This window comes from Pseudomonas sp. UBA6753, from assembly GCF_002453565.1.
GTDB lineage: Bacteria > Pseudomonadota > Gammaproteobacteria > Pseudomonadales > Pseudomonadaceae > Aquipseudomonas > Aquipseudomonas putida_Z.
Genome location: NZ_DKHD01000014.1, coordinates 113,521 through 129,641, shown reverse-complemented (window position 1 = coordinate 129,641; position 16,121 = coordinate 113,521). Strand labels below are relative to the sequence as shown.

At 58.1% G+C, this 16,121-nt stretch carries 18 protein-coding genes and 1 tRNA gene; 6 read left to right on the top strand and 13 right to left on the bottom strand.

The genetic code is table 11. The features are described 5' to 3' along the window. Positions 1–78 precede the first annotated feature (78 nt). Positions 79–744 (bottom strand): OB-fold protein, encoded by a 666-nt coding sequence (locus B2790_RS06800; protein ID WP_041506107.1) that lies wholly within the window; start codon positions 742–744, stop codon positions 79–81. A gap of 138 nt (positions 745–882) precedes the next feature. Here B2790_RS06800 and B2790_RS06795 point away from each other — a divergent pair, with 138 nt between their 5' ends. The 3 genes from B2790_RS06795 to umuC all read left to right on the top strand — a co-directional run bounded on the left by B2790_RS06795 (position 883) and on the right by umuC (position 3,795). Beyond that, entirely contained in the window at positions 883–1,758 is an 876-nt protein-coding gene (locus tag B2790_RS06795; protein ID WP_041506108.1) for a WYL domain-containing protein, read from the top strand. A 332-nt stretch (positions 1,759–2,090) separates the two neighbouring features. Next, complete coding sequence (locus tag B2790_RS06790; RefSeq protein WP_037014824.1) at positions 2,091–2,528, top strand: LexA family protein; 438 nt, start codon at positions 2,091–2,093, stop codon at positions 2,526–2,528. Beyond that, positions 2,521–3,795, top strand: coding sequence for a translesion error-prone DNA polymerase V subunit UmuC (gene umuC / locus B2790_RS06785; RefSeq protein ID WP_102082569.1), 1,275 nt, complete (start codon positions 2,521–2,523; stop codon positions 3,793–3,795). The genes B2790_RS06790 and umuC overlap by 8 nt, the downstream gene beginning before the upstream one ends. A gap of 13 nt (positions 3,796–3,808) precedes the next feature. Here umuC and B2790_RS06780 read toward each other — a convergent pair whose 3' ends face one another. Both B2790_RS06780 and B2790_RS06775 read right to left on the bottom strand, forming a co-directional pair. Next, the gene (locus B2790_RS06780) at positions 3,809–4,780 is read right to left on the bottom strand and encodes an inovirus-type Gp2 protein (RefSeq protein WP_100413884.1); all 972 of its coding nucleotides are present in this window, start codon (positions 4,778–4,780) and stop codon (positions 3,809–3,811) included. A gap of 326 nt (positions 4,781–5,106) precedes the next feature. Next, positions 5,107–5,361, bottom strand: a complete 255-nt coding sequence (locus tag B2790_RS06775) for a helix-turn-helix transcriptional regulator (RefSeq protein WP_023464843.1) — start codon at positions 5,359–5,361, stop codon at positions 5,107–5,109. Between the two features lie 604 nt (positions 5,362–5,965). Here B2790_RS06775 and B2790_RS06770 point away from each other — a divergent pair. Next, positions 5,966–6,808 carry a hypothetical protein gene (locus B2790_RS06770; RefSeq protein ID WP_023464844.1) on the top strand — a complete coding sequence of 281 codons (843 nt, stop codon included), beginning with the start codon at positions 5,966–5,968 and terminating at the stop codon, positions 6,806–6,808. A 122-nt stretch (positions 6,809–6,930) separates the two neighbouring features. Here the strand turns inward: B2790_RS06770 and B2790_RS06765 are convergent. From B2790_RS06765 to thrS, 9 genes are all read right to left on the bottom strand, one after another. Beyond that, positions 6,931–7,007 (bottom strand) — tRNA-Pro (locus B2790_RS06765). Positions 7,008–7,120: 113 nt separating this feature from the next. Continuing rightward, a complete protein-coding gene (locus B2790_RS06760) occupies positions 7,121–7,477 on the bottom strand; it encodes a MerR family transcriptional regulator (RefSeq protein WP_003250681.1) in 357 nt (118 codons plus the stop codon). Then, positions 7,458–7,760 (bottom strand): integration host factor subunit alpha, encoded by a 303-nt coding sequence (ihfA, locus tag B2790_RS06755; protein WP_003250679.1) that lies wholly within the window; start codon positions 7,758–7,760, stop codon positions 7,458–7,460. Before ihfA ends, B2790_RS06760 begins: the two co-directional genes overlap by 20 nt. A gap of 4 nt (positions 7,761–7,764) precedes the next feature. Further along, positions 7,765–10,146: a phenylalanine--tRNA ligase subunit beta gene (gene pheT / locus B2790_RS06750; RefSeq protein ID WP_286918505.1), complete on the bottom strand. Its 2,382-nt coding sequence runs from the start codon at positions 10,144–10,146 to the stop codon at positions 7,765–7,767. Positions 10,147–10,177: 31 nt separating this feature from the next. After that, positions 10,178–11,194, bottom strand: a complete 1,017-nt coding sequence (gene pheS, locus B2790_RS06745; protein ID WP_013972006.1) for a phenylalanine--tRNA ligase subunit alpha — start codon at positions 11,192–11,194, stop codon at positions 10,178–10,180. Between the two features lie 109 nt (positions 11,195–11,303). Continuing rightward, positions 11,304–11,660, bottom strand: a complete 357-nt coding sequence (gene rplT / locus B2790_RS06740; protein ID WP_003250671.1) for a 50S ribosomal protein L20 — start codon at positions 11,658–11,660, stop codon at positions 11,304–11,306. Positions 11,661–11,687: 27 nt separating this feature from the next. Continuing rightward, complete coding sequence (rpmI, locus tag B2790_RS06735; protein ID WP_003250667.1) at positions 11,688–11,882, bottom strand: 50S ribosomal protein L35; 195 nt, start codon at positions 11,880–11,882, stop codon at positions 11,688–11,690. A 61-nt stretch (positions 11,883–11,943) separates the two neighbouring features. Further along, positions 11,944–12,495 carry a translation initiation factor IF-3 gene (gene infC, locus B2790_RS06730; protein WP_013972005.1) on the bottom strand — a complete coding sequence of 184 codons (552 nt, stop codon included), beginning with the start codon at positions 12,493–12,495 and terminating at the stop codon, positions 11,944–11,946. Continuing rightward, positions 12,495–14,417: a threonine--tRNA ligase gene (gene thrS, locus B2790_RS06725; RefSeq protein ID WP_013972004.1), complete on the bottom strand. Its 1,923-nt coding sequence runs from the start codon at positions 14,415–14,417 to the stop codon at positions 12,495–12,497. The genes infC and thrS overlap by 1 nt, the downstream gene beginning before the upstream one ends. Before the next feature lie 338 nt (positions 14,418–14,755). On the opposite strand from thrS, the gene B2790_RS06720 reads away from it, so the two are divergent. Together B2790_RS06720 and B2790_RS06715 are read left to right on the top strand one after the other, a co-directional pair. After that, positions 14,756–15,061: a hypothetical protein gene (locus B2790_RS06720; RefSeq protein ID WP_286918504.1), complete on the top strand. Its 306-nt coding sequence runs from the start codon at positions 14,756–14,758 to the stop codon at positions 15,059–15,061. Positions 15,062–15,223: 162 nt separating this feature from the next. Beyond that, on the top strand, positions 15,224–15,436 hold the full coding sequence (locus B2790_RS06715) for a cold-shock protein (RefSeq protein ID WP_003250656.1): 213 nt from the start codon (positions 15,224–15,226) through the stop codon (positions 15,434–15,436). 166 nt (positions 15,437–15,602) lie between these two features. On the opposite strand, the gene B2790_RS06710 is transcribed toward B2790_RS06715, so the two are convergent. Then, entirely contained in the window at positions 15,603–15,923 is a 321-nt protein-coding gene (locus tag B2790_RS06710) for an I78 family peptidase inhibitor (RefSeq protein ID WP_003260961.1), read from the bottom strand. Positions 15,924–16,121 lie beyond the last annotated feature (198 nt).

The following is a 16,121-nucleotide window of genomic DNA, read 5'->3' as shown; positions in this document are numbered from 1 at the left end:
TATCGAATAGGAAGCACAGATCTTAGCTGATTGAGCAGGATTAAGGCGGATTTATCTGCCCAGTGAAATCACGCTGACTCAGTTGGCGGGAGCGCAGTCTTTGGACATGGGGGTCTTGGCCACATCGCCGCGCCCGGTGCAGATCAGACTAATGCGCATACCGCTCTGCAGGCCTGCGGCGTAGTTGGCATGGGCGTCATCGAGCTGGAATTGCGGCTCCATGAACTGGTTTACCCCGCCACGTAGGGTGACGTAAGGGCTACCGAACAGATCGGTATTGATGGAATCCACCACGCCAGTGACCTTGAAGGTCTTGCCTTTGAACTGCTGGTCCGCCGCGACCGTATTGCGGTCATAGGCCTGGGCCAGTTGCTGAGCGCTCACTTCAAACAACGGCGTAACCGGGGCTGCCACCTTTGCAGGCTGACTCTGGGTTGTTGCCGTAGCGGCCTTGTCGGACGGACGATCCCCCGAGGCCATTGCAACCAACATAACCGCCAACCATGCAAAGCCGATTAGCCGACTGGTGGTGCTGTGCCCTTGGCGCAGCAAGAACCAAACAAAAACGACCGGAAACAGAAAGATCCCCACGCCCAGCCAGAAGCCAACACTGCGGCTAATTGCGGGGGCTGGCTGCATTTGAACGGTGGCTGCCTGCTTGGCGATAGGCGCACCACAATGCGGGCAGGCAGCCGCCTGGTCGCTGGCCATGCGATCGCACTCGCTGCAGTTGATCAATGCCATTTCACTACTCCTTGATTGCACTTCCTGAGCCAGCCTGGATTGGCTGGCTTGTTTGTCAGGATCAAGATATGTAGCGTGGCTTGACGCATCTAGAGTGTGCGTTCGTACAGGTAAAGTTTTCGAGCAAGTGAGGCAGGGATGAAACGCAAACAGGAAATCGAGTCCGTGCGCTGGGACCTGGCGCTGCGCTACCGTCTGATCGAGACTGTGGTCTGGTGGGAGGGACGCCTGACAACAAACCACCTGATGCAGAGTTTTGGCATAAGCCGCCAGCAGGCGTCAAAAGACATCAACTCCTACATCACCGACTACGCGCCGAAAAACCTGGAATACGACAAGCATTTGAAGGGGTATGTGCCGAGCCGCCACTTCAAACCGCTGTTTATCGATGACAGCGCCAGCGCCTACCTGCACCTGCTCAACCAAAATCACGACCGTGCCCCACACATCGAGGGACTGGCACTGGCCTATGCGCACACTGAAGTACTCGACGTTCCGGATCGCTCTGTGCGCCCAGAGGTGCTGCGCCCGCTGCTCAAGGCCTGCCGCGAGGGGCTTCGACTGGAGTGCGAGTATGTATCCTTCACTACGCCGGACGGCGAAACCCGCCTGATCGCACCGCATACCCTGATCTACACAGGCATGCGCTGGCATGTGCGGGCCTATTGCGAGAAAAACCGCGACTACCGCGACTTCGTGCTGAGCCGCTTTCGTGGTGAGCCCGATCTGATGGATGCCCCCTCGGAGCACACTCGCGAACTCGACGATGGCTGGAACACCCAGCTAACGGTAGTGATTGAGTCGGACTCACGCCTCAAGCCCGAGCAGCGTTCCATTATTGAAGCGGACTACGGCATGTGTGATGGGCAACTGGTGATCGAGACCCGAGGCGCTTTGGTGCAGTACGTGCTGCAGCGCTATCAGATCGATCCGACCAAAGTGCATGCCAAGGCCACGGCTCAGCAGATCGTGGTCGCCAACCTGGAAGAGCTACAGCCCTGGCTGTATCACTGACTAACGACAGGCACGTCTGGCTTTGAGTCGATGCTGCCAGGCGAGGTCATCTCTTAGTCCGTAGTGCCACCGTAGGCCAGCTTGGCCAGCCCGAGCAGTGCAGGCAGCAAAAGCGCCAGTGGCAAAAGATCGTTAAGGGTGGGTAGCAAGTTCATAGGAGATCCTCCTGGTCGGTTTCCACCAACCTAGCGAGAATGGTCCGACTGGGCGACCTGTCTACTTTTCGCCTGTAAACAATCCGTGCATACCCCAGACACCGGCGACGAATGCACCTTGTCTGGATGGCTGAGCGCTGGTTACTGTATATAAATACAGTTACTGGACAGCCCGTTATGAGCACCGCACTTATCCTCGGCCCGCTGCAGAGCAGCAGCGCAGCCCTCCCCCTCTTTGATGCACGCGTTCCGGCTGGCTTTCCCAGCCCGGCACTTGATCACATGGAGCACAAGCTATCGCTTGATGCTCTGCTGGATCTGCAAGCTACGCACACCTATGTGGTCGCCGTAAGCGGTGACAGCATGACAGGGGCTGGCATCTTCGACGGCGACCATCTGATCGTCAGCCGTGCCATCCCTGCAAAACCAGGTCACGTAGTAGTGGCCTGCCTCAACGGCGATGTCCTGGTAAAGCGCCTGGCACAGGAACAGGGGCAGTTCATCCTGCGCTCTGAGAACCCGGCCTACTCTCCCCGCTACATCCTGGAGAACGATGAACTGATGATCTGGGGCGTCGTCACTCACAGCCTGCGGAATCACCTCACCCATGGCTGAGCCGGTTTACGCACTGGTCGACTGCAACAGCTTCTACGCCAGTTGCGAGCGTGTGTTTCGTCCGGATCTGTTGCGAACGCCCATCGTGGTGCTCAGCAACAACGATGGCTGCGTGATTGCACGCTCGGCCGATGCTAAGCCGTTCGTGAAAATGGGCGCCCTCTTCCACGAGATCAGGGGCGACCTCAGGCGCCATGGGATCGTCGCCTTCAGCAGCAACTACGCCCTCTATGGCGACATGAGCGAGCGTGTGATGACCATCCTCGAAGGCTGTTTTCCAAGCATCGAGGTCTACAGCATCGACGAAGCCTTTGCCGATATGACCGGACTGCCCGAACCTCTGGAGTCGATAGGTCGTCAGGTGCAGGCAGAGATTAAGCAGAAGACTGGTATCCCGGTCGGCATAGGCATCGCCACCACCAAGACACTGGCCAAGCTCGCCAATAACGCCGCCAAGCGCTGGCAGAAGCAAACTGGTGGCGTCGTAGACATCCGCGATCCGGTTCGGCGCGACAAGTTGCTCAAGGCTATGCCCGTTGAAGAAGTCTGGGGTGTTGGCCCCCGCATGCGTGCGCACCTGGAAGGTATGCAGATTAAAACCGCTTGGGACTTGGCACAGATGGATGCCTGGACTCTGCGCAAGCGATTCAATGTCGTGGTCGAGAAAACTGTGCGCGAACTGCGCGGTGTGGCGTGCCTAGAGATCGAGAACGAAATCGAACCCAAGCAAGAGATCTGCAGCAGTCGCTCATTCGGCAAGCGTCTGCGTGAGCTAGCCCCCATACAGGAAGCCGTCACTAGCTATGCCTCGCGCGCTGCTGAAAAGCTGCGCAAGCAGGAGTCACTCTGCAGACAGGTGCGGGTCAGTCTGCGCACCGGGATGTTCAACCCAACCGAGGCTAAATATGCCAACGGCGTTCTCTGCCAACTGCCCTATCCAACCGATGACAGCAGGCTGATCATCAAGGCCGTCCAGGCGGGATTGCAGCAGGTCTACAGAGAGGGATTCAGCTACGCCAAGGCTCAGGTTCTGCTGTTGGATCTATGCCGCAAGAATGAGTACACACCGGATCTGTTCGCCTCCGAGCAGCCCGTGAAAACCGAACGACTGATGAGCACCCTGGACGCGATCAACAACCGCTGGGGGCGTGGCACTCTGCAACCAGGACGCATCGCCAAGCCAGTCGAGTGGGCCATGCGAAGAGAATTGCTCTCCCCCGCCTACACTACTCGCTGGTCTGAGTTAATGGTTGCAAAGGCCACGTAGCCTTCCCACTTACTTATCGGCGGCAAACACGCCCCAGAGCCCCCTTACGCAAGCAGCGTGCCCCTGCAGACTTCAAGCGAAGGTGCTGACCGTCCTTGACCAGATACTTCATTGCCTTGTGTACATGGGGCCGCTTCGACTGATCCTCCCGCTGGATCAGGCCAATGCCTAGCTTGTCACCATACCGTTCCTTGTCGTGGTTGCAGCTATGGGCATAGCCCTGACCACGCGTGACCTCCTCCCAAAGCTCACTGATCTCAATCGCCTTCCAGACATCCCGGCATACCTGGTTGCCATTGAAGTAGTAGGCCGCATGGATGTGGTACCCGCGCCCCTCCTTGCAATCCCCCTGCTCGACTGAATAGGTGTAGCCAATCAGGTGCTCGAAAGTCCGGTGATGGCTGTGTTTGTGGATCAGAGCATCCAGGTGATCAAAGACCTGCTCGACGCGCTGCCTGGCCTGAGCTTCAAGGCGGTAGTACAAGTCCAGCCGGATTACCGTAGTGCGTGAGTAAAGGCTCATCACTGCATCGTTGTAAGCGATGATCTCCTTCGCTTGCTTGCGTGCCTCATAGGCTCGATCCCCAGCTTTGCGCTGATACCACCGCTGACGGGTCAACTCACGGATCCGTGCGGTCAGGACGTTCATGCTCTGGTGATGACTGAGCCAGTACGTCCCCGTCTCGCTCATGCAGACAGGACCATTGGGTGAACGCTGAAGACCGATGTCGTCACAGGCTTCCCGGAACGCTAACAGGTGCTCGCTGTAGTCGTACGGCACTCGATCATCGAACAGGTTGTACATCTGCTGGACGTTGGTGAAGTACCGGGAGAGTCTGGTCTGCTCGACCTGCTCATAGCCTGAGCGCTTGTGCGTGATCCGGAATGCAGGAGTGTCGCTGTGTTCGATAGCCTGAACGAGTGATTCGATCTGCAGGGCTATGTCGGACTGGGAGAGGTGGGTGTTGTGCTTACGGTTGTTCATCGGTGAGTACCTGATTGGTTGTTGGTGCATACCAGGCACGTGGTGTGTTTCTTTTTACTGGTGTTCTTTCCCTCTGGTGGTAGTCAGTAGTGATGGGTAGTGATGGTTGCTATCGATTAGTAAGAGCTGGTAGTTAATAGCTATATCAATAGATGCAGCCCTGACCAGAGCCGTCCCTCCAGACCTGGGCGGGAAATAGGGAGCAACATTGCCAAGCCTGTCGAGAGATTTTCCGTACTGAGCTTTGGGAGAGTTAGCTGAGAGCAGAGCCCTACCAGAAACGGCATAAGCGCCATGACCAGCGAAGCCGATCATGGCGGAAAAGTTTACTTGGCGACGCTCAAATGGTTGCTTGGACGTGTGGCGGATCCCTCAGCCATATCCCGCTCCTCGATTCTTGCCAGGATCCAATCATCGACCTCTGACTGGATCCACCCCACGCCTCGGGTACTCGGCATATCCATGCCGGCAGGAGCTAAGTTAACCGGTTTCGGGAAGATTCCGTCCGCGATGTATTTGTAGATAGTTGACCTGGCAAGACCAGTCGTATCGATTACTTCTTTCAATCGCATTATACGCATGAGCAGGCACTCCTCTATGGCTCAGAGGATGTGCAAGGGTTTTAAAAAAGAACCGACCCAAAGCCAGCCCTGTAGGCAAGTACGCCCGAGGCAGCCATCCATTGCGGGAAAGTAATCATGGCGGCCTGGCACAGGCGGCAGCCGACGAATCCGAAGCTAAGCCAACCGCAACAGACAAATGCAATACAGGGGCAGCTCACTTGCCCGCCCTCCTGTGAACAGTGAAAGTCCCGCTCGGGCGCCACACATAGCCTCAAGGCACGTGAAGCCTCCGGGGTGCCCCTCCCTAACCAGCAAGAACAAACTGACTGAGCACCACGTCATTGCTAGCAGCAGCTGACTGAAAATCAACCAGCAGCTGAATGCTTGTCGGACGAAGCGCAGCTGCCGAAAAAAGCATGAATTTCAGCCAATGCTTACCGTTCTGCTACTGGCATTTACATGCCTATAGCTACGTTGAAGCCATGTAAAATCTGGGTTACACAAGATTTCATACATCTATAAATCATCTACAGATGTTCTTTCATGATTCATTTCATTGACTATTACCTATCTCCTGATTAACTTAATTTGTACTTTTTATGTGCTAGGAATGAATAGATAAATGGCTGTAAATGAGATGGATTTGCTTTCTGAGGAGCTTCCCGGGTGGGGTCTGACTGAACGGGAGGTAACGTGGCTATGGCTTTTCCTGGAAAGCAGGGAAAGCATTCAGATGGATGAGTGCCAGCTCAACAGCCAAACCATGCGAAACCAAATTGCTAGAGCACTCAGAAGGAATCCTCGCGTCACGAGGGGCCTAGTACGAGCACGGGATAGCGAGCTGCTACCGGAGGAGGCATTCAGCTGGGTCGAAAAAAGCGGACGACAACCAAAATGGCTCGCCGCTCAAGCAGGGAATAAAACAGGACTGCGAATACGTAGCAGTGTCTTCCGCACACTCACTGACAGGGAGCAACTGATTGCACTGTTCGATCTCTGGGACAGAGATTTCGGCCAGAAAGAGAGTGCATTGAAGCGCCTATCAGACGCCTGGACCGAGCACGCGCGGTCAGACAGGATCTTCAGCTGGTTCAAAGACAAGGACGAACGCACAAAATGCGCTCTGGCATGGAGTTGGCTTGAGAAAAACAAGCCCAGGCTAACGTGGCGCGCCGAGCCCTTTACAAAGCTCACTGAGCTGCTGGAGTTCTTCGACCATAGCGGAGCCTCCGACGAGGAAAAGGAACTCTACGTCGACAAAATTAAGAGGCGCTGGAGCACGCAAAAAACGCGCGAGAAGGCTGTCGAGAAGAAGCAATACAACTTTGTGCTCCCCCTGAGCGTCAATGCGCTCCTGGACAAGCTTGCTGAAGAGCACCAGCTATCCAGAACCAAGGTCTTGGAGATGCTTATCCTAGGCGAGGAACAGCACGAGCTGTATCTCCCGAAACAACCCTCCAGATGAGCCATCTGGAGCCACGAAAGCCCAGTGGCACAAAAAGTGGCACAAAATTCGAGCGAGACAGAAAACCATCAGGCATAAAAAAATCCAGTCACCGTTAAGTGACTGGATTTTCTAGGGTTTTTTGGTCGGGACGGAGTGATTCGAACACTCGACCCCTTGCACCCCATGCAAGTGCGCTACCGGGCTGCGCTACGCCCCGACTGGGCTTTGAAGCATGTTCTCAATGCTTCTGAGAACGTTGAAGAATGTACTCTAACCTCCTGATAAATGAAAGCTTTTTCTCAAAAAAATTTCACTCATCAAAAACCCAGGTCACTTCTTCAACACCACCAACACATCCTCCAACTCGACAATCATCTGCCGAATCAGCTGCTTGTACTGGCTCGACTCATCCTTGGCCTCATCACTGGAAAGCCTCAACCGAGCCCCACCAATAGTGAACCCTTGATCATAAAGCAGCGCACGAATCTGGCGAATCATCAGCACATCCTGCCGCTGATAATACCGCCGGTTCCCCCGCCGCTTCACGGGATTGAGCTGATCGAACTCCTGCTCCCAATACCGCAGCACGTGCGGTTTTACCGCACAAAGCTCACTCACCTCACCAATGGTGAAGTACCTTTTGCCCGGTATGGGGGGCAGTTCGTCGTTATGGCTTGGTTCCAGCATAGGCCTCAACCCGGGCCTTCAACTTCTGCCCTGGACGAAAGGTGACGACGCGCCGTGCAGTGATCGGGATTTCTTCCCCTGTCTTGGGGTTGCGGCCCGGCCGCTGGCGTTTGTCGCGAAGGTCGAAGTTGCCGAAACCGGACAGCTTGACCTGCTCGTTCTCTTCAAGTGCGTGCCGAATTTCTTCAAAAAACAGCTCGACCAACTCCTTGGCCTCACGCTTGTTAAGCCCCAGCTCCTCGTACAGCCTTTCGGCCATCTCAGCTTTCGTCAGAGCACCCATGCCGTTATTTCCTTAACGTGGTGTTCAACCTTTGTTCGAGCGAGGTGAGGATGTTTTGCAGTGCGGCGTTCACCTCATCGTCGTTAAGAGTGCGCGATGGATGCTGCCAGGTCAAGCCGACGGCAAGGCTTTTTCTATCAGGATCAATGCCTTTACCTTGGTAGACATCAAACAGCCTGAGGTCTGTGAGCCATTCGCCTGCATTGTCACGAATTACTTCAAGCACCGAGCTAGAAGCTACATCACGTCCTGCGATCAAAGCCAGGTCGCGGCGGGTTTCCGGGAACTTGGACAGCTCGCTGAATTTCGGCAGGCGGCCTTCGACCACGTCGCCCAGCACCAGCTCGAACAGGAACACCGGGCGGTCCAGATCCAGGGCTTTTGCCAGCTCTGGGTGGATGGCGCCGAGGTAGCCGACCAGCTTGCCGTCACGCTCGATGGCGGCGGTCTGGCCTGGGTGCAGGGCTGGGTGCTTGCCGGCGCTGAAGGTGAAGTCGCTCAGGGCGCCGGAGTAGCCCAGCAGGGCTTCCACGTCGGCCTTGACGTCGAAGAAGTCGACGCCGTCGCGGCCGTTGGCCCAGCCTTCTGGCAGGCGGCTGCCGGTGACAACGCCGGCGATCATCGGCTGCTGCTTCAGGTCGCCGAGCTGGCCGACGAAGCGCAGGCCGCTTTCGAACAGGCGCACGCGGTCTTGCTGGCGGTTCAGGTTGTGCTGCAGTGCCTTGACCAAGCCCGGCCACAGGGACGCGCGCATGGCGGCCATGTCGCTGGAGATGGGGTTGGCCAGCAGCAGCGGCTCTACGCCCGGGCTGAACAGTTCGAACAGTTTCGGGTCGATGAAGCTGTAGGTGATGGCTTCCTGGTAGCCGCGGGCAACCAGCAGGCGGCGCAGGGTCGGCAGGTCACCGCGGGTTTCCGGCTTGCCCTGGGGGGCCAGGCGGGCTTGCGGGTAGCGAACCGGCAGGTTGTTGTAGCCGTACAGGCGGGCCAGCTCTTCGATCAGGTCCACTTCCAGGCTGATGTCGAAGCGGTGGCTTGGGACATTGACAGTCCACTGCCCTTCTTCGGTCTTGGTAGTGGTCAGCTCCAGGGCATTGAGCAGTTGCTCGACCTGGGCTGGGTCCATTTCCATGCCGAGCATCTGGGTGATGCGTTCGGCGCGCAGGGTAACCGGGGCCACTTGCGGCAGGTGCTGTTCGCTGACGGCTTCGACAACCGGGCCGGCTTCGCCGCCGACGATGTCCAGCAGCAGCTGGGTGGCACGCTCCATGGCTTCGCGGGCCAGCTGCGAGTCTACGCCGCGCTCGTAGCGGTGCGAGGCGTCGGTGTGCAGGCCGTAGGAACGGGCTTTACCGGCGACGGAGATCGGCTCGAAGAAGGCGCTTTCGAGGAACAGGTCGCGGGTTTTTTCGGTGTTCACACCGCTGTGCTCGCCACCCATTACGCCGGCGATGGCCAGGGCGCGGGTGTGGTCGGCGATTACCAGGGTGTCGGCGCGCAGGGCAACTTCCTGGCCGTCGAGCAGGACGAGCTTCTCGCCCTCTTCAGCCATGCGTACGCGGATGCCGCCGTTGATTTCTGCCAGGTCGAAGGCGTGCATCGGCTGGCCGAGTTCGAGCATCACGTAGTTGGTGATGTCGACGGCGGCGTCGATGCTGCGCACGTCGCTGCGGCGCAGGCGTTCGACCATCCACAGCGGGGTCGGCTTGCTCAGGTCGACGTTGCGGATGACGCGGCCCAGGTAGCGTGGGCAGGCAGCCGGGGCGCTGACTTCGACCGGGCGCACTTCGTCGTGGGCAGCCGGTACGGCTGGCACTACCGGGCGGGTGACCGGGGTGTCGTACAGGGCGCTGACGTCACGGGCGAGACCTGCGATGGACAGGCAGTCGCCGCGGTTGGGGGTGAGGCCGATTTCGATGCTGGCGTCGTCCAGGCTCAGATACTGGCGAATGTCTTCGCCAACCGGGGCGTCGGCAGCCAGTTCCAGCAGGCCGTCGTTCTCTTCGCTGATCTGCAGCTCGGCAGCCGAGCACAGCATGCCGAAGGACTCGACGCCGCGCAGTTTGGCCTTCTTGATCTTGAAGTCGCCTGGCAGTTCGGCGCCGATCATGGCGAACGGGATCTTGATGCCTGGGCGAGCGTTAGGGGCGCCGCACACGACCTGGAAGGTTTCCTGGCCGTTGCTTACCTGGCACACGCGCAGCTTGTCGGCGTCCGGGTGCTGTTCGGTGGCGAGGATTTCGCCCACGACGATGCCGCTGAACTGGCCGGCAGCGGGGGTAACGCTGTCGACTTCGAGGCCGGCCATGGACAGGCGGGCGACCAGTTCGTCACGGGAGACTTGCGGGTTTACCCAACCGCGCAGCCACTGTTCACTGAATTTCATGCTGTTCTCCTAGAATGTGCGTCGATTGGGCCTAGCGGAATTGGGCAAGGAACCGCAGGTCGTTATCGAAGAACAGACGCAAATCGTTGACGCCGTAGCGCAGCATGGCCAGGCGCTCGGCGCCCATGCCGAAGGCGAAGCCCTGAAACTCTTCAGGGTCGATGCCGGACATGCGCAGCACGTTCGGGTGCACCATGCCGCAGCCCATCACTTCCAGCCAGCCGGTCTGCTTGCACACGCGGCAGCCTTTGCCGGAACACATCACGCACTGGATATCGACTTCGGCGGACGGCTCGGTGAAGGGGAAGAACGATGGGCGGAAACGTACCGCCAGTTCTTTTTCGAAGAACACGCGCAGGAATTCTTCGATGGTGCCCTTGAGGTCGGCGAAGTTGATATCGCGATCGATCAGCAGGCCTTCGACCTGGTGGAACATCGGCGAGTGGGTGATATCCGAGTCGCAGCGGTACACGCGGCCCGGGCAGACAATGCGGATTGGCGGCTGGGTGGACTCCATGGTCCGCACCTGCACCGGCGAGGTGTGGGTACGCAGCAGCATGTTGGCATTGAAATAGAAGGTGTCGTGCATCGCCCGGGCCGGGTGGTGGCCGGGGATGTTGAGCGCTTCGAAGTTGTGGTAGTCATCTTCCACCTCTGGGCCTTCGGCAATGCCGTAGCCGATGTGGGTGAAGAACTGCTCGATGCGCTCGAGTGTACGGGTGATCGGGTGCAGGCCACCGGTGGCCTGGCCGCGGCCTGGCAGGGTGACGTCAATGCATTCGGCAGCCAGGCGAGCGCTGAGCTCGGCTTCTTCGAAGGCGGCCTTGCGGGCATTGAGCACAACGGTGACGCGCTCTTTGGCGTCGTTGATCAGCGCGCCGACTTTCGGCCGCTCTTCGGCTGGCAGGTTGCCCAGGGTCTTCATCACCTGGGTCAGCTCGCCTTTCTTGCCGAGATAATTCACCCGGATCTGTTCCAGGGTATTGATGTCTTCAGCGCGCTCCACGGCCTCTAGGGCTTGGGAGACCAACGCATCCAGGTTTTCCATGTACAGACTCCAGATACGAAAATAGGGGAAGAGCTTTGAAGGCTCTTCCCCTATCGATGACGTTCAATGCCCGACGGCGCTAGCGCCGCCGGGTGATTGTCGCGGGTACTTAAGCCAGAACGGCTTTAGCTTTCTCGACAATCGCAGCAAACGCCGCTTTTTCGTTCACTGCCAGATCGGCCAGAACCTTACGGTCGATTTCGATCGAAGCCTTTTTCAGGCCAGCAATCAGACGGCTGTAGGACAGACCGTTGGTGCGGGCACCGGCGTTGATACGAGCGATCCACAGTGCGCGGAACTGACGCTTCTTCTGACGACGGTCACGGTAGGCATATTGACCTGCCTTGATGACAGCCTGCTTGGCAACGCGGAATACGCGCGAGCGCGCACCGTAGTAGCCTTTAGCCAGTTTCAGAATTTTCTTGTGACGCTTACGAGCGATGACGCCACGCTTAACACGAGCCATGAGTAACTTCCTCTATCTAAACCAGAATTAACGTACGCGCAGCATGCGCTCGACTTTTGCCACGTCAGACGGGTGCAGCAGGCTGGCACCGCGCAGTTGACGCTTACGCTTGGTCGACATTTTGGTCAGGATGTGGCTCTTGAAAGCGTGCTTGTGCTTGAAGCCGGAAGCGGTCTTCAGGAAGCGCTTCGCAGCACCGCTCTTGGTTTTCATTTTTGGCATGTTGGAACTCCGCATTCGATAAAATTACACAATAATCATCAGGCCTGCCGTGCCCGGGAGATTACTTCTTCTTTTTGGGGGCGATGACCATCATAAGCTGGCGTCCTTCCATCTTCGGATGCTGCTCAACGGAGCCGTATTCGGCGAGGTCGGCTTCGACCCGCTTCAACAGCTCCATGCCCAGCTCCTGGTGGGCCATCTCACGGCCGCGGAATCTCAGAGAGATCTTGGCCTTGTCCCCATCGGTAAGGAAACGTACCAGGTTGCGTAGTTTTACCTGGTAATCCCCTTCTTCCGTCCCTGGACGAAACTTGATTTCTTTGATCTGGATCTGCTTCTGGTTTTTCTTGGCTTCGTTGGCCTGCTTCTTCTTCTCGAAGAGGTGCTTGCCGTAGTCCATCACCTTGCAGACGGGCGGTTGCGCGTCTGCAGAGATTTCCACCAGATCCAGCTTCGCTTCATCAGCGATACGAAGCGCTTCATCAATCGAGACGATGCCAATCTGCTCGCCGTCAGCGCCAATTAACCGAACCTCGCGTGCCGAGATATTCTCGTTGATCGGGGCTTTCGGTGCAGTTCGTTTATCGTTTCTCATTTCACGCTTAATAGTCATTACTCCGATTCTAGGCGACCGCGCTGGGCAACAGCGCTGTTGAGCAGCTGCGTGAATTCAGCCACCGGCATGGAGCCGAGGTCTTTGCCTTCACGGGTGCGTACGGCGACGGTCTGCGTTTCGACTTCGCGATCCCCTATAACCAAAAGGTACGGGACCTTGAGCAAAGTATGCTCGCGGATTTTAAAGCCGATCTTCTCATTTCTCAAGTCCGACTTGGCACGGAAACCGCTACCGTTCAGGGTATTTTCCACCTCGAGGGCGAAATCGGCCTGCTTGTCGGTGATGTTCATGATCACGGCCTGGGTTGGGGCCAGCCAGGCCGGGAACACGCCGGCGTAGTGCTCGATCAGCATGCCGATGAAGCGCTCGAACGAACCGAGGATGGCGCGGTGCAGCATGACCGGGCGAACTCGGCTGTTATCTTCGGCGATATAGCTGGCATCCAGACGTTCCGGCAGGTTCGGGTCGTACTGCAGGGTACCGCACTGCCAGTTACGGCCGAGGCAGTCGCGCAGGGTGAACTCGATCTTCGGGCCGTAGAAGGCGCCCTCGCCCGGCTGGTACTCCCACTCCAGGCCCGATTCGTTCAAGGCGTCGGCCAGTGCGCCTTCGGCACGGTCCCACAGCTCTTCGGAACCCACGCGCTTGGCCGGGCGGGTCGACAGCTTCATGGCGATGTCGGTGAAGCCGAAGTCCTTGTACACGTCCAGGGTCAGCTTGATGAAGTCGGCGGCTTCTTTCTTCACCTGTTCTTCGGTGCAGAAGATGTGCGCGTCGTCCTGCACGAAGCCACGCACGCGCATGATGCCGTGCAGGGCGCCGGACGGCTCGTTACGGTGGCAGGCACCGAACTCGGCCAGGCGCAGCGGCAGGTCGCGGTAGCTCTTCAGGCCCTGGTTGAACACCTGCACGTGGCACGGGCAGTTCATCGGCTTGACCGCGTAGTCACGGCTTTCCGACGAAGTGGTGAACATGTTCTCGGCGTAGTTGGACCAGTGGCCGGAACGCTCCCAGAGAATGCGGTCGACAACCTGCGGGGTCTTGATTTCCTGGTAGCCGTTGACGCGCTGGACCTGGCGCATGTACTGCTCGAGTACCTGGTACACGGTCCAGCCGTTGGCGTGCCAGAACACCATGCCCGGGGCTTCTTCCTGCAGGTGGAACAGGTCGAGCTGCTTGCCGATCTTGCGGTGGTCGCGTTTTTCGGCTTCTTCGATGCGCTGGATGTACGCCGCCAGCTGCTTCTTGTCGGCCCAGGCGGTGCCGTACACGCGTTGCAGCTGCTCGTTCTTGGCATCGCCGCGCCAGTAGGCGCCGGACAGCTTGGTCAGCTTGAATGCCTTGAGGAAGCGGGTGTTCGGCACGTGCGGGCCGCGGCACATGTCGACGTATTCTTCGTGGTAGTAAAGGCCCATGGCCTGCTCGTCCGGCATGTCTTCGACCAGGCGCAGCTTGTAGTCTTCGCCACGGGCCTTGAACACGTCGATGACTTCGGCGCGCGGGGTCACCTTCTTGATGACGTCGTAGTCCTTGTCGATCAGCTCCATCATGCGCTTTTCGATGGCGGCCATGTCTTCAGGGGTGAAGGGGCGCTCGTAGGCGATGTCGTAGTAGAAGCCTTCGTCGATGACCGGGCCGATCACCATCTTGGCGGTCGGGTACAGCTGTTTCACCGCGTGGCCGACCAGGTGGGCGCACGAGTGACGGATGATCTCCAGTCCCTCTTCATCTTTAGGGGTGATGATCTGCAGGGTGGCGTCGTTGCTGATCAGGTCGCAGGCATCGACCAGTTTGCCGTCGACCTTGCCGGCCACGGTGGCCTTGGCCAGGCCGGCGCCGATGGAAGCGGCGACTTCGGCTACGGATACGGCATGATCGAACGAACGTTGACTGCCATCGGGAAGAGTAATAACGGGCATGGCGCCTCCTCTCCTAGTGGTGACCCCTACCAAAGGTCACGTGGGTTGGGATGAGCCAGTACAAGATCCGACCTGCCTTCCCGCAACGGGAAGCCTGCCTCACAGTGGCAGAAGCCTTTCGGCTTGCCAGGGACGAACCAGAGTGACTGGAAAGAAAAAAGATAGCTGCAGGCTGCAAGTTGTCAGCTGCAAGCCGGGCATGCTAGCACGCGGGTTGCATGCCAGGCAGAAATATTTGGAAATTACGCCGCAGCGGTGAACTAACGCGGAAAAATTCCTATCAGACCTTGGGAAGCAACCTACTCTTGATGAGACCTTAACCCAAGGAGTAACTGGTTATGCGAGTTCCGTCTCTTCTGGCCCTGGCGGCTGCTGGGGCCCTGCTGCTGCCCATGGCTGCGAACGCCGGCAACTTCCCGCCCGGAAAGGAGGCTGGCTACATGGCCCAGTGCACGCAGGTGGCCAGCGGCCAGGGCGTTGATGCTGCGACAGCAAAGAAACACTGCGAATGTGGCGCTCAAGCCATCAAAAAGAATTTCAGTGACGCGGAGATCGCCGACCTGGACAGCAAAGATGGCGTGGACGCCAAGCTGATGCAGAAGGCCCAGACGGTCGTGAAACAGGCCTGCGCACCGAAGAGCTGAAACCTTAAAGCCAGAGCAGACCAGCCATTCTTTGAGCTGGATCAATATCCTGCGAAGGTAAAAGGCGCTAGATGCGCAGAATTAGACTATGATGTGTTCCGTGCTCCGTAGCCTCGGCCGCATTGCACCACTGAAAAAACTAAATGTTCTGGAGATTCACCCATGTCCAATCGCCAACAAGGCACCGTCAAATGGTTCAATGATGAGAAAGGCTACGGCTTCATCACCCCAGCAGGCGGCGGCGACGACCTGTTCGTTCACTTCAAGGCCATCGAATCTGACGGCTTCAAGAGCCTGAAAGAAGGCCAGACTGTTTCCTTCGTCGCCGAGCGCGGCCAGAAGGGCATGCAGGCTGCACAGGTTCGTCCGGAGTAATTCGGATAGCTGTAAAAAAACCCGCCCTTGTGGCGGGTTTTTTTATGGCATCTGTAGCCTGTACCGGCCTCATCGCCGGCAAGCCAGCTCCCACAGCTGCGGCGCCAAGGGTGAGGCCTGTGCTGAACCTGTGGGAGCTGGCTTGCCGGCGATGAGGCCGGTAAGGTCAACCGCAGTTGACGCGAACCACCTTGCCCTGCTCGTCCACATTCAGGTTCAAGCGTTCGGAGCGGTACTCCAGGGTAACCACGTCATGCGGCTTGAGAATGCGGGCCATCTGCGAGCCACTGGCCTTGCGCGCCTGCTCCAGCAGCTCGGCGCTGGCTGGCTTGCCAATGGCGAAATCGGCGCCGCTGGCTTCGCAGCGGCCATCGTTGCCTGCCGGCGTGGCCGGTGCAGCGCCACCAGCAGAATTGCCACCAGTGCTGCAACCAGCCAGGACAGCAGCCACCGCCAGGGTTGCCAGGTAAGCACGGGTACGGAACATGAAGCCTCCTAAATCGGTCCGGGAACTGTCTGATCCGACAGTTCCGCTCATCTTTTGTTGCAAAACCGGTCAAGTCTGCCTGAACTCGCCAGCCGAGGCGAAAACGCAATCGTGACCGGATTTTGCACAACCTGCTGCGTTTGCCATATGCTTAAGCCGCAAGGTCACTGACGCAAAGTCATGATTTAGTGCAAGAAG

Excerpts from the sequence above, each read along its gene's own strand:
- B2790_RS06800 (WP_041506107.1), bottom strand. The coding sequence starts at position 744 with ATGGCATTGATCAACTGCAGCGAGTGCGATCGCATGGCCAGCGACCAG.
- B2790_RS06795 (WP_041506108.1), top strand. The coding sequence starts at position 883 with ATGAAACGCAAACAGGAAATCGAGTCCGTGCGCTGGGACCTGGCGCTG.
- B2790_RS06790 (WP_037014824.1), top strand. The coding sequence starts at position 2,091 with ATGAGCACCGCACTTATCCTCGGCCCGCTGCAGAGCAGCAGCGCAGCC.
- umuC (WP_102082569.1), top strand. The coding sequence starts at position 2,521 with ATGGCTGAGCCGGTTTACGCACTGGTCGACTGCAACAGCTTCTACGCC.
- B2790_RS06780 (WP_100413884.1), bottom strand. The coding sequence starts at position 4,780 with ATGAACAACCGTAAGCACAACACCCACCTCTCCCAGTCCGACATAGCC.
- B2790_RS06775 (WP_023464843.1), bottom strand. The coding sequence starts at position 5,361 with ATGCGTATAATGCGATTGAAAGAAGTAATCGATACGACTGGTCTTGCC.
- B2790_RS06770 (WP_023464844.1), top strand. The coding sequence starts at position 5,966 with ATGGCTGTAAATGAGATGGATTTGCTTTCTGAGGAGCTTCCCGGGTGG.
- B2790_RS06760 (WP_003250681.1), bottom strand. The coding sequence starts at position 7,477 with ATGCTGGAACCAAGCCATAACGACGAACTGCCCCCCATACCGGGCAAA.
- ihfA (WP_003250679.1), bottom strand. The coding sequence starts at position 7,760 with ATGGGTGCTCTGACGAAAGCTGAGATGGCCGAAAGGCTGTACGAGGAG.
- pheT (WP_286918505.1), bottom strand. The coding sequence starts at position 10,146 with ATGAAATTCAGTGAACAGTGGCTGCGCGGTTGGGTAAACCCGCAAGTC.
- pheS (WP_013972006.1), bottom strand. The coding sequence starts at position 11,194 with ATGGAAAACCTGGATGCGTTGGTCTCCCAAGCCCTAGAGGCCGTGGAG.
- rplT (WP_003250671.1), bottom strand. The coding sequence starts at position 11,660 with ATGGCTCGTGTTAAGCGTGGCGTCATCGCTCGTAAGCGTCACAAGAAA.
- rpmI (WP_003250667.1), bottom strand. The coding sequence starts at position 11,882 with ATGCCAAAAATGAAAACCAAGAGCGGTGCTGCGAAGCGCTTCCTGAAG.
- infC (WP_013972005.1), bottom strand. The coding sequence starts at position 12,495 with ATGACTATTAAGCGTGAAATGAGAAACGATAAACGAACTGCACCGAAA.
- thrS (WP_013972004.1), bottom strand. The coding sequence starts at position 14,417 with ATGCCCGTTATTACTCTTCCCGATGGCAGTCAACGTTCGTTCGATCAT.
- B2790_RS06720 (WP_286918504.1), top strand. The coding sequence starts at position 14,756 with ATGCGAGTTCCGTCTCTTCTGGCCCTGGCGGCTGCTGGGGCCCTGCTG.
- B2790_RS06715 (WP_003250656.1), top strand. The coding sequence starts at position 15,224 with ATGTCCAATCGCCAACAAGGCACCGTCAAATGGTTCAATGATGAGAAA.
- B2790_RS06710 (WP_003260961.1), bottom strand. The coding sequence starts at position 15,923 with ATGTTCCGTACCCGTGCTTACCTGGCAACCCTGGCGGTGGCTGCTGTC.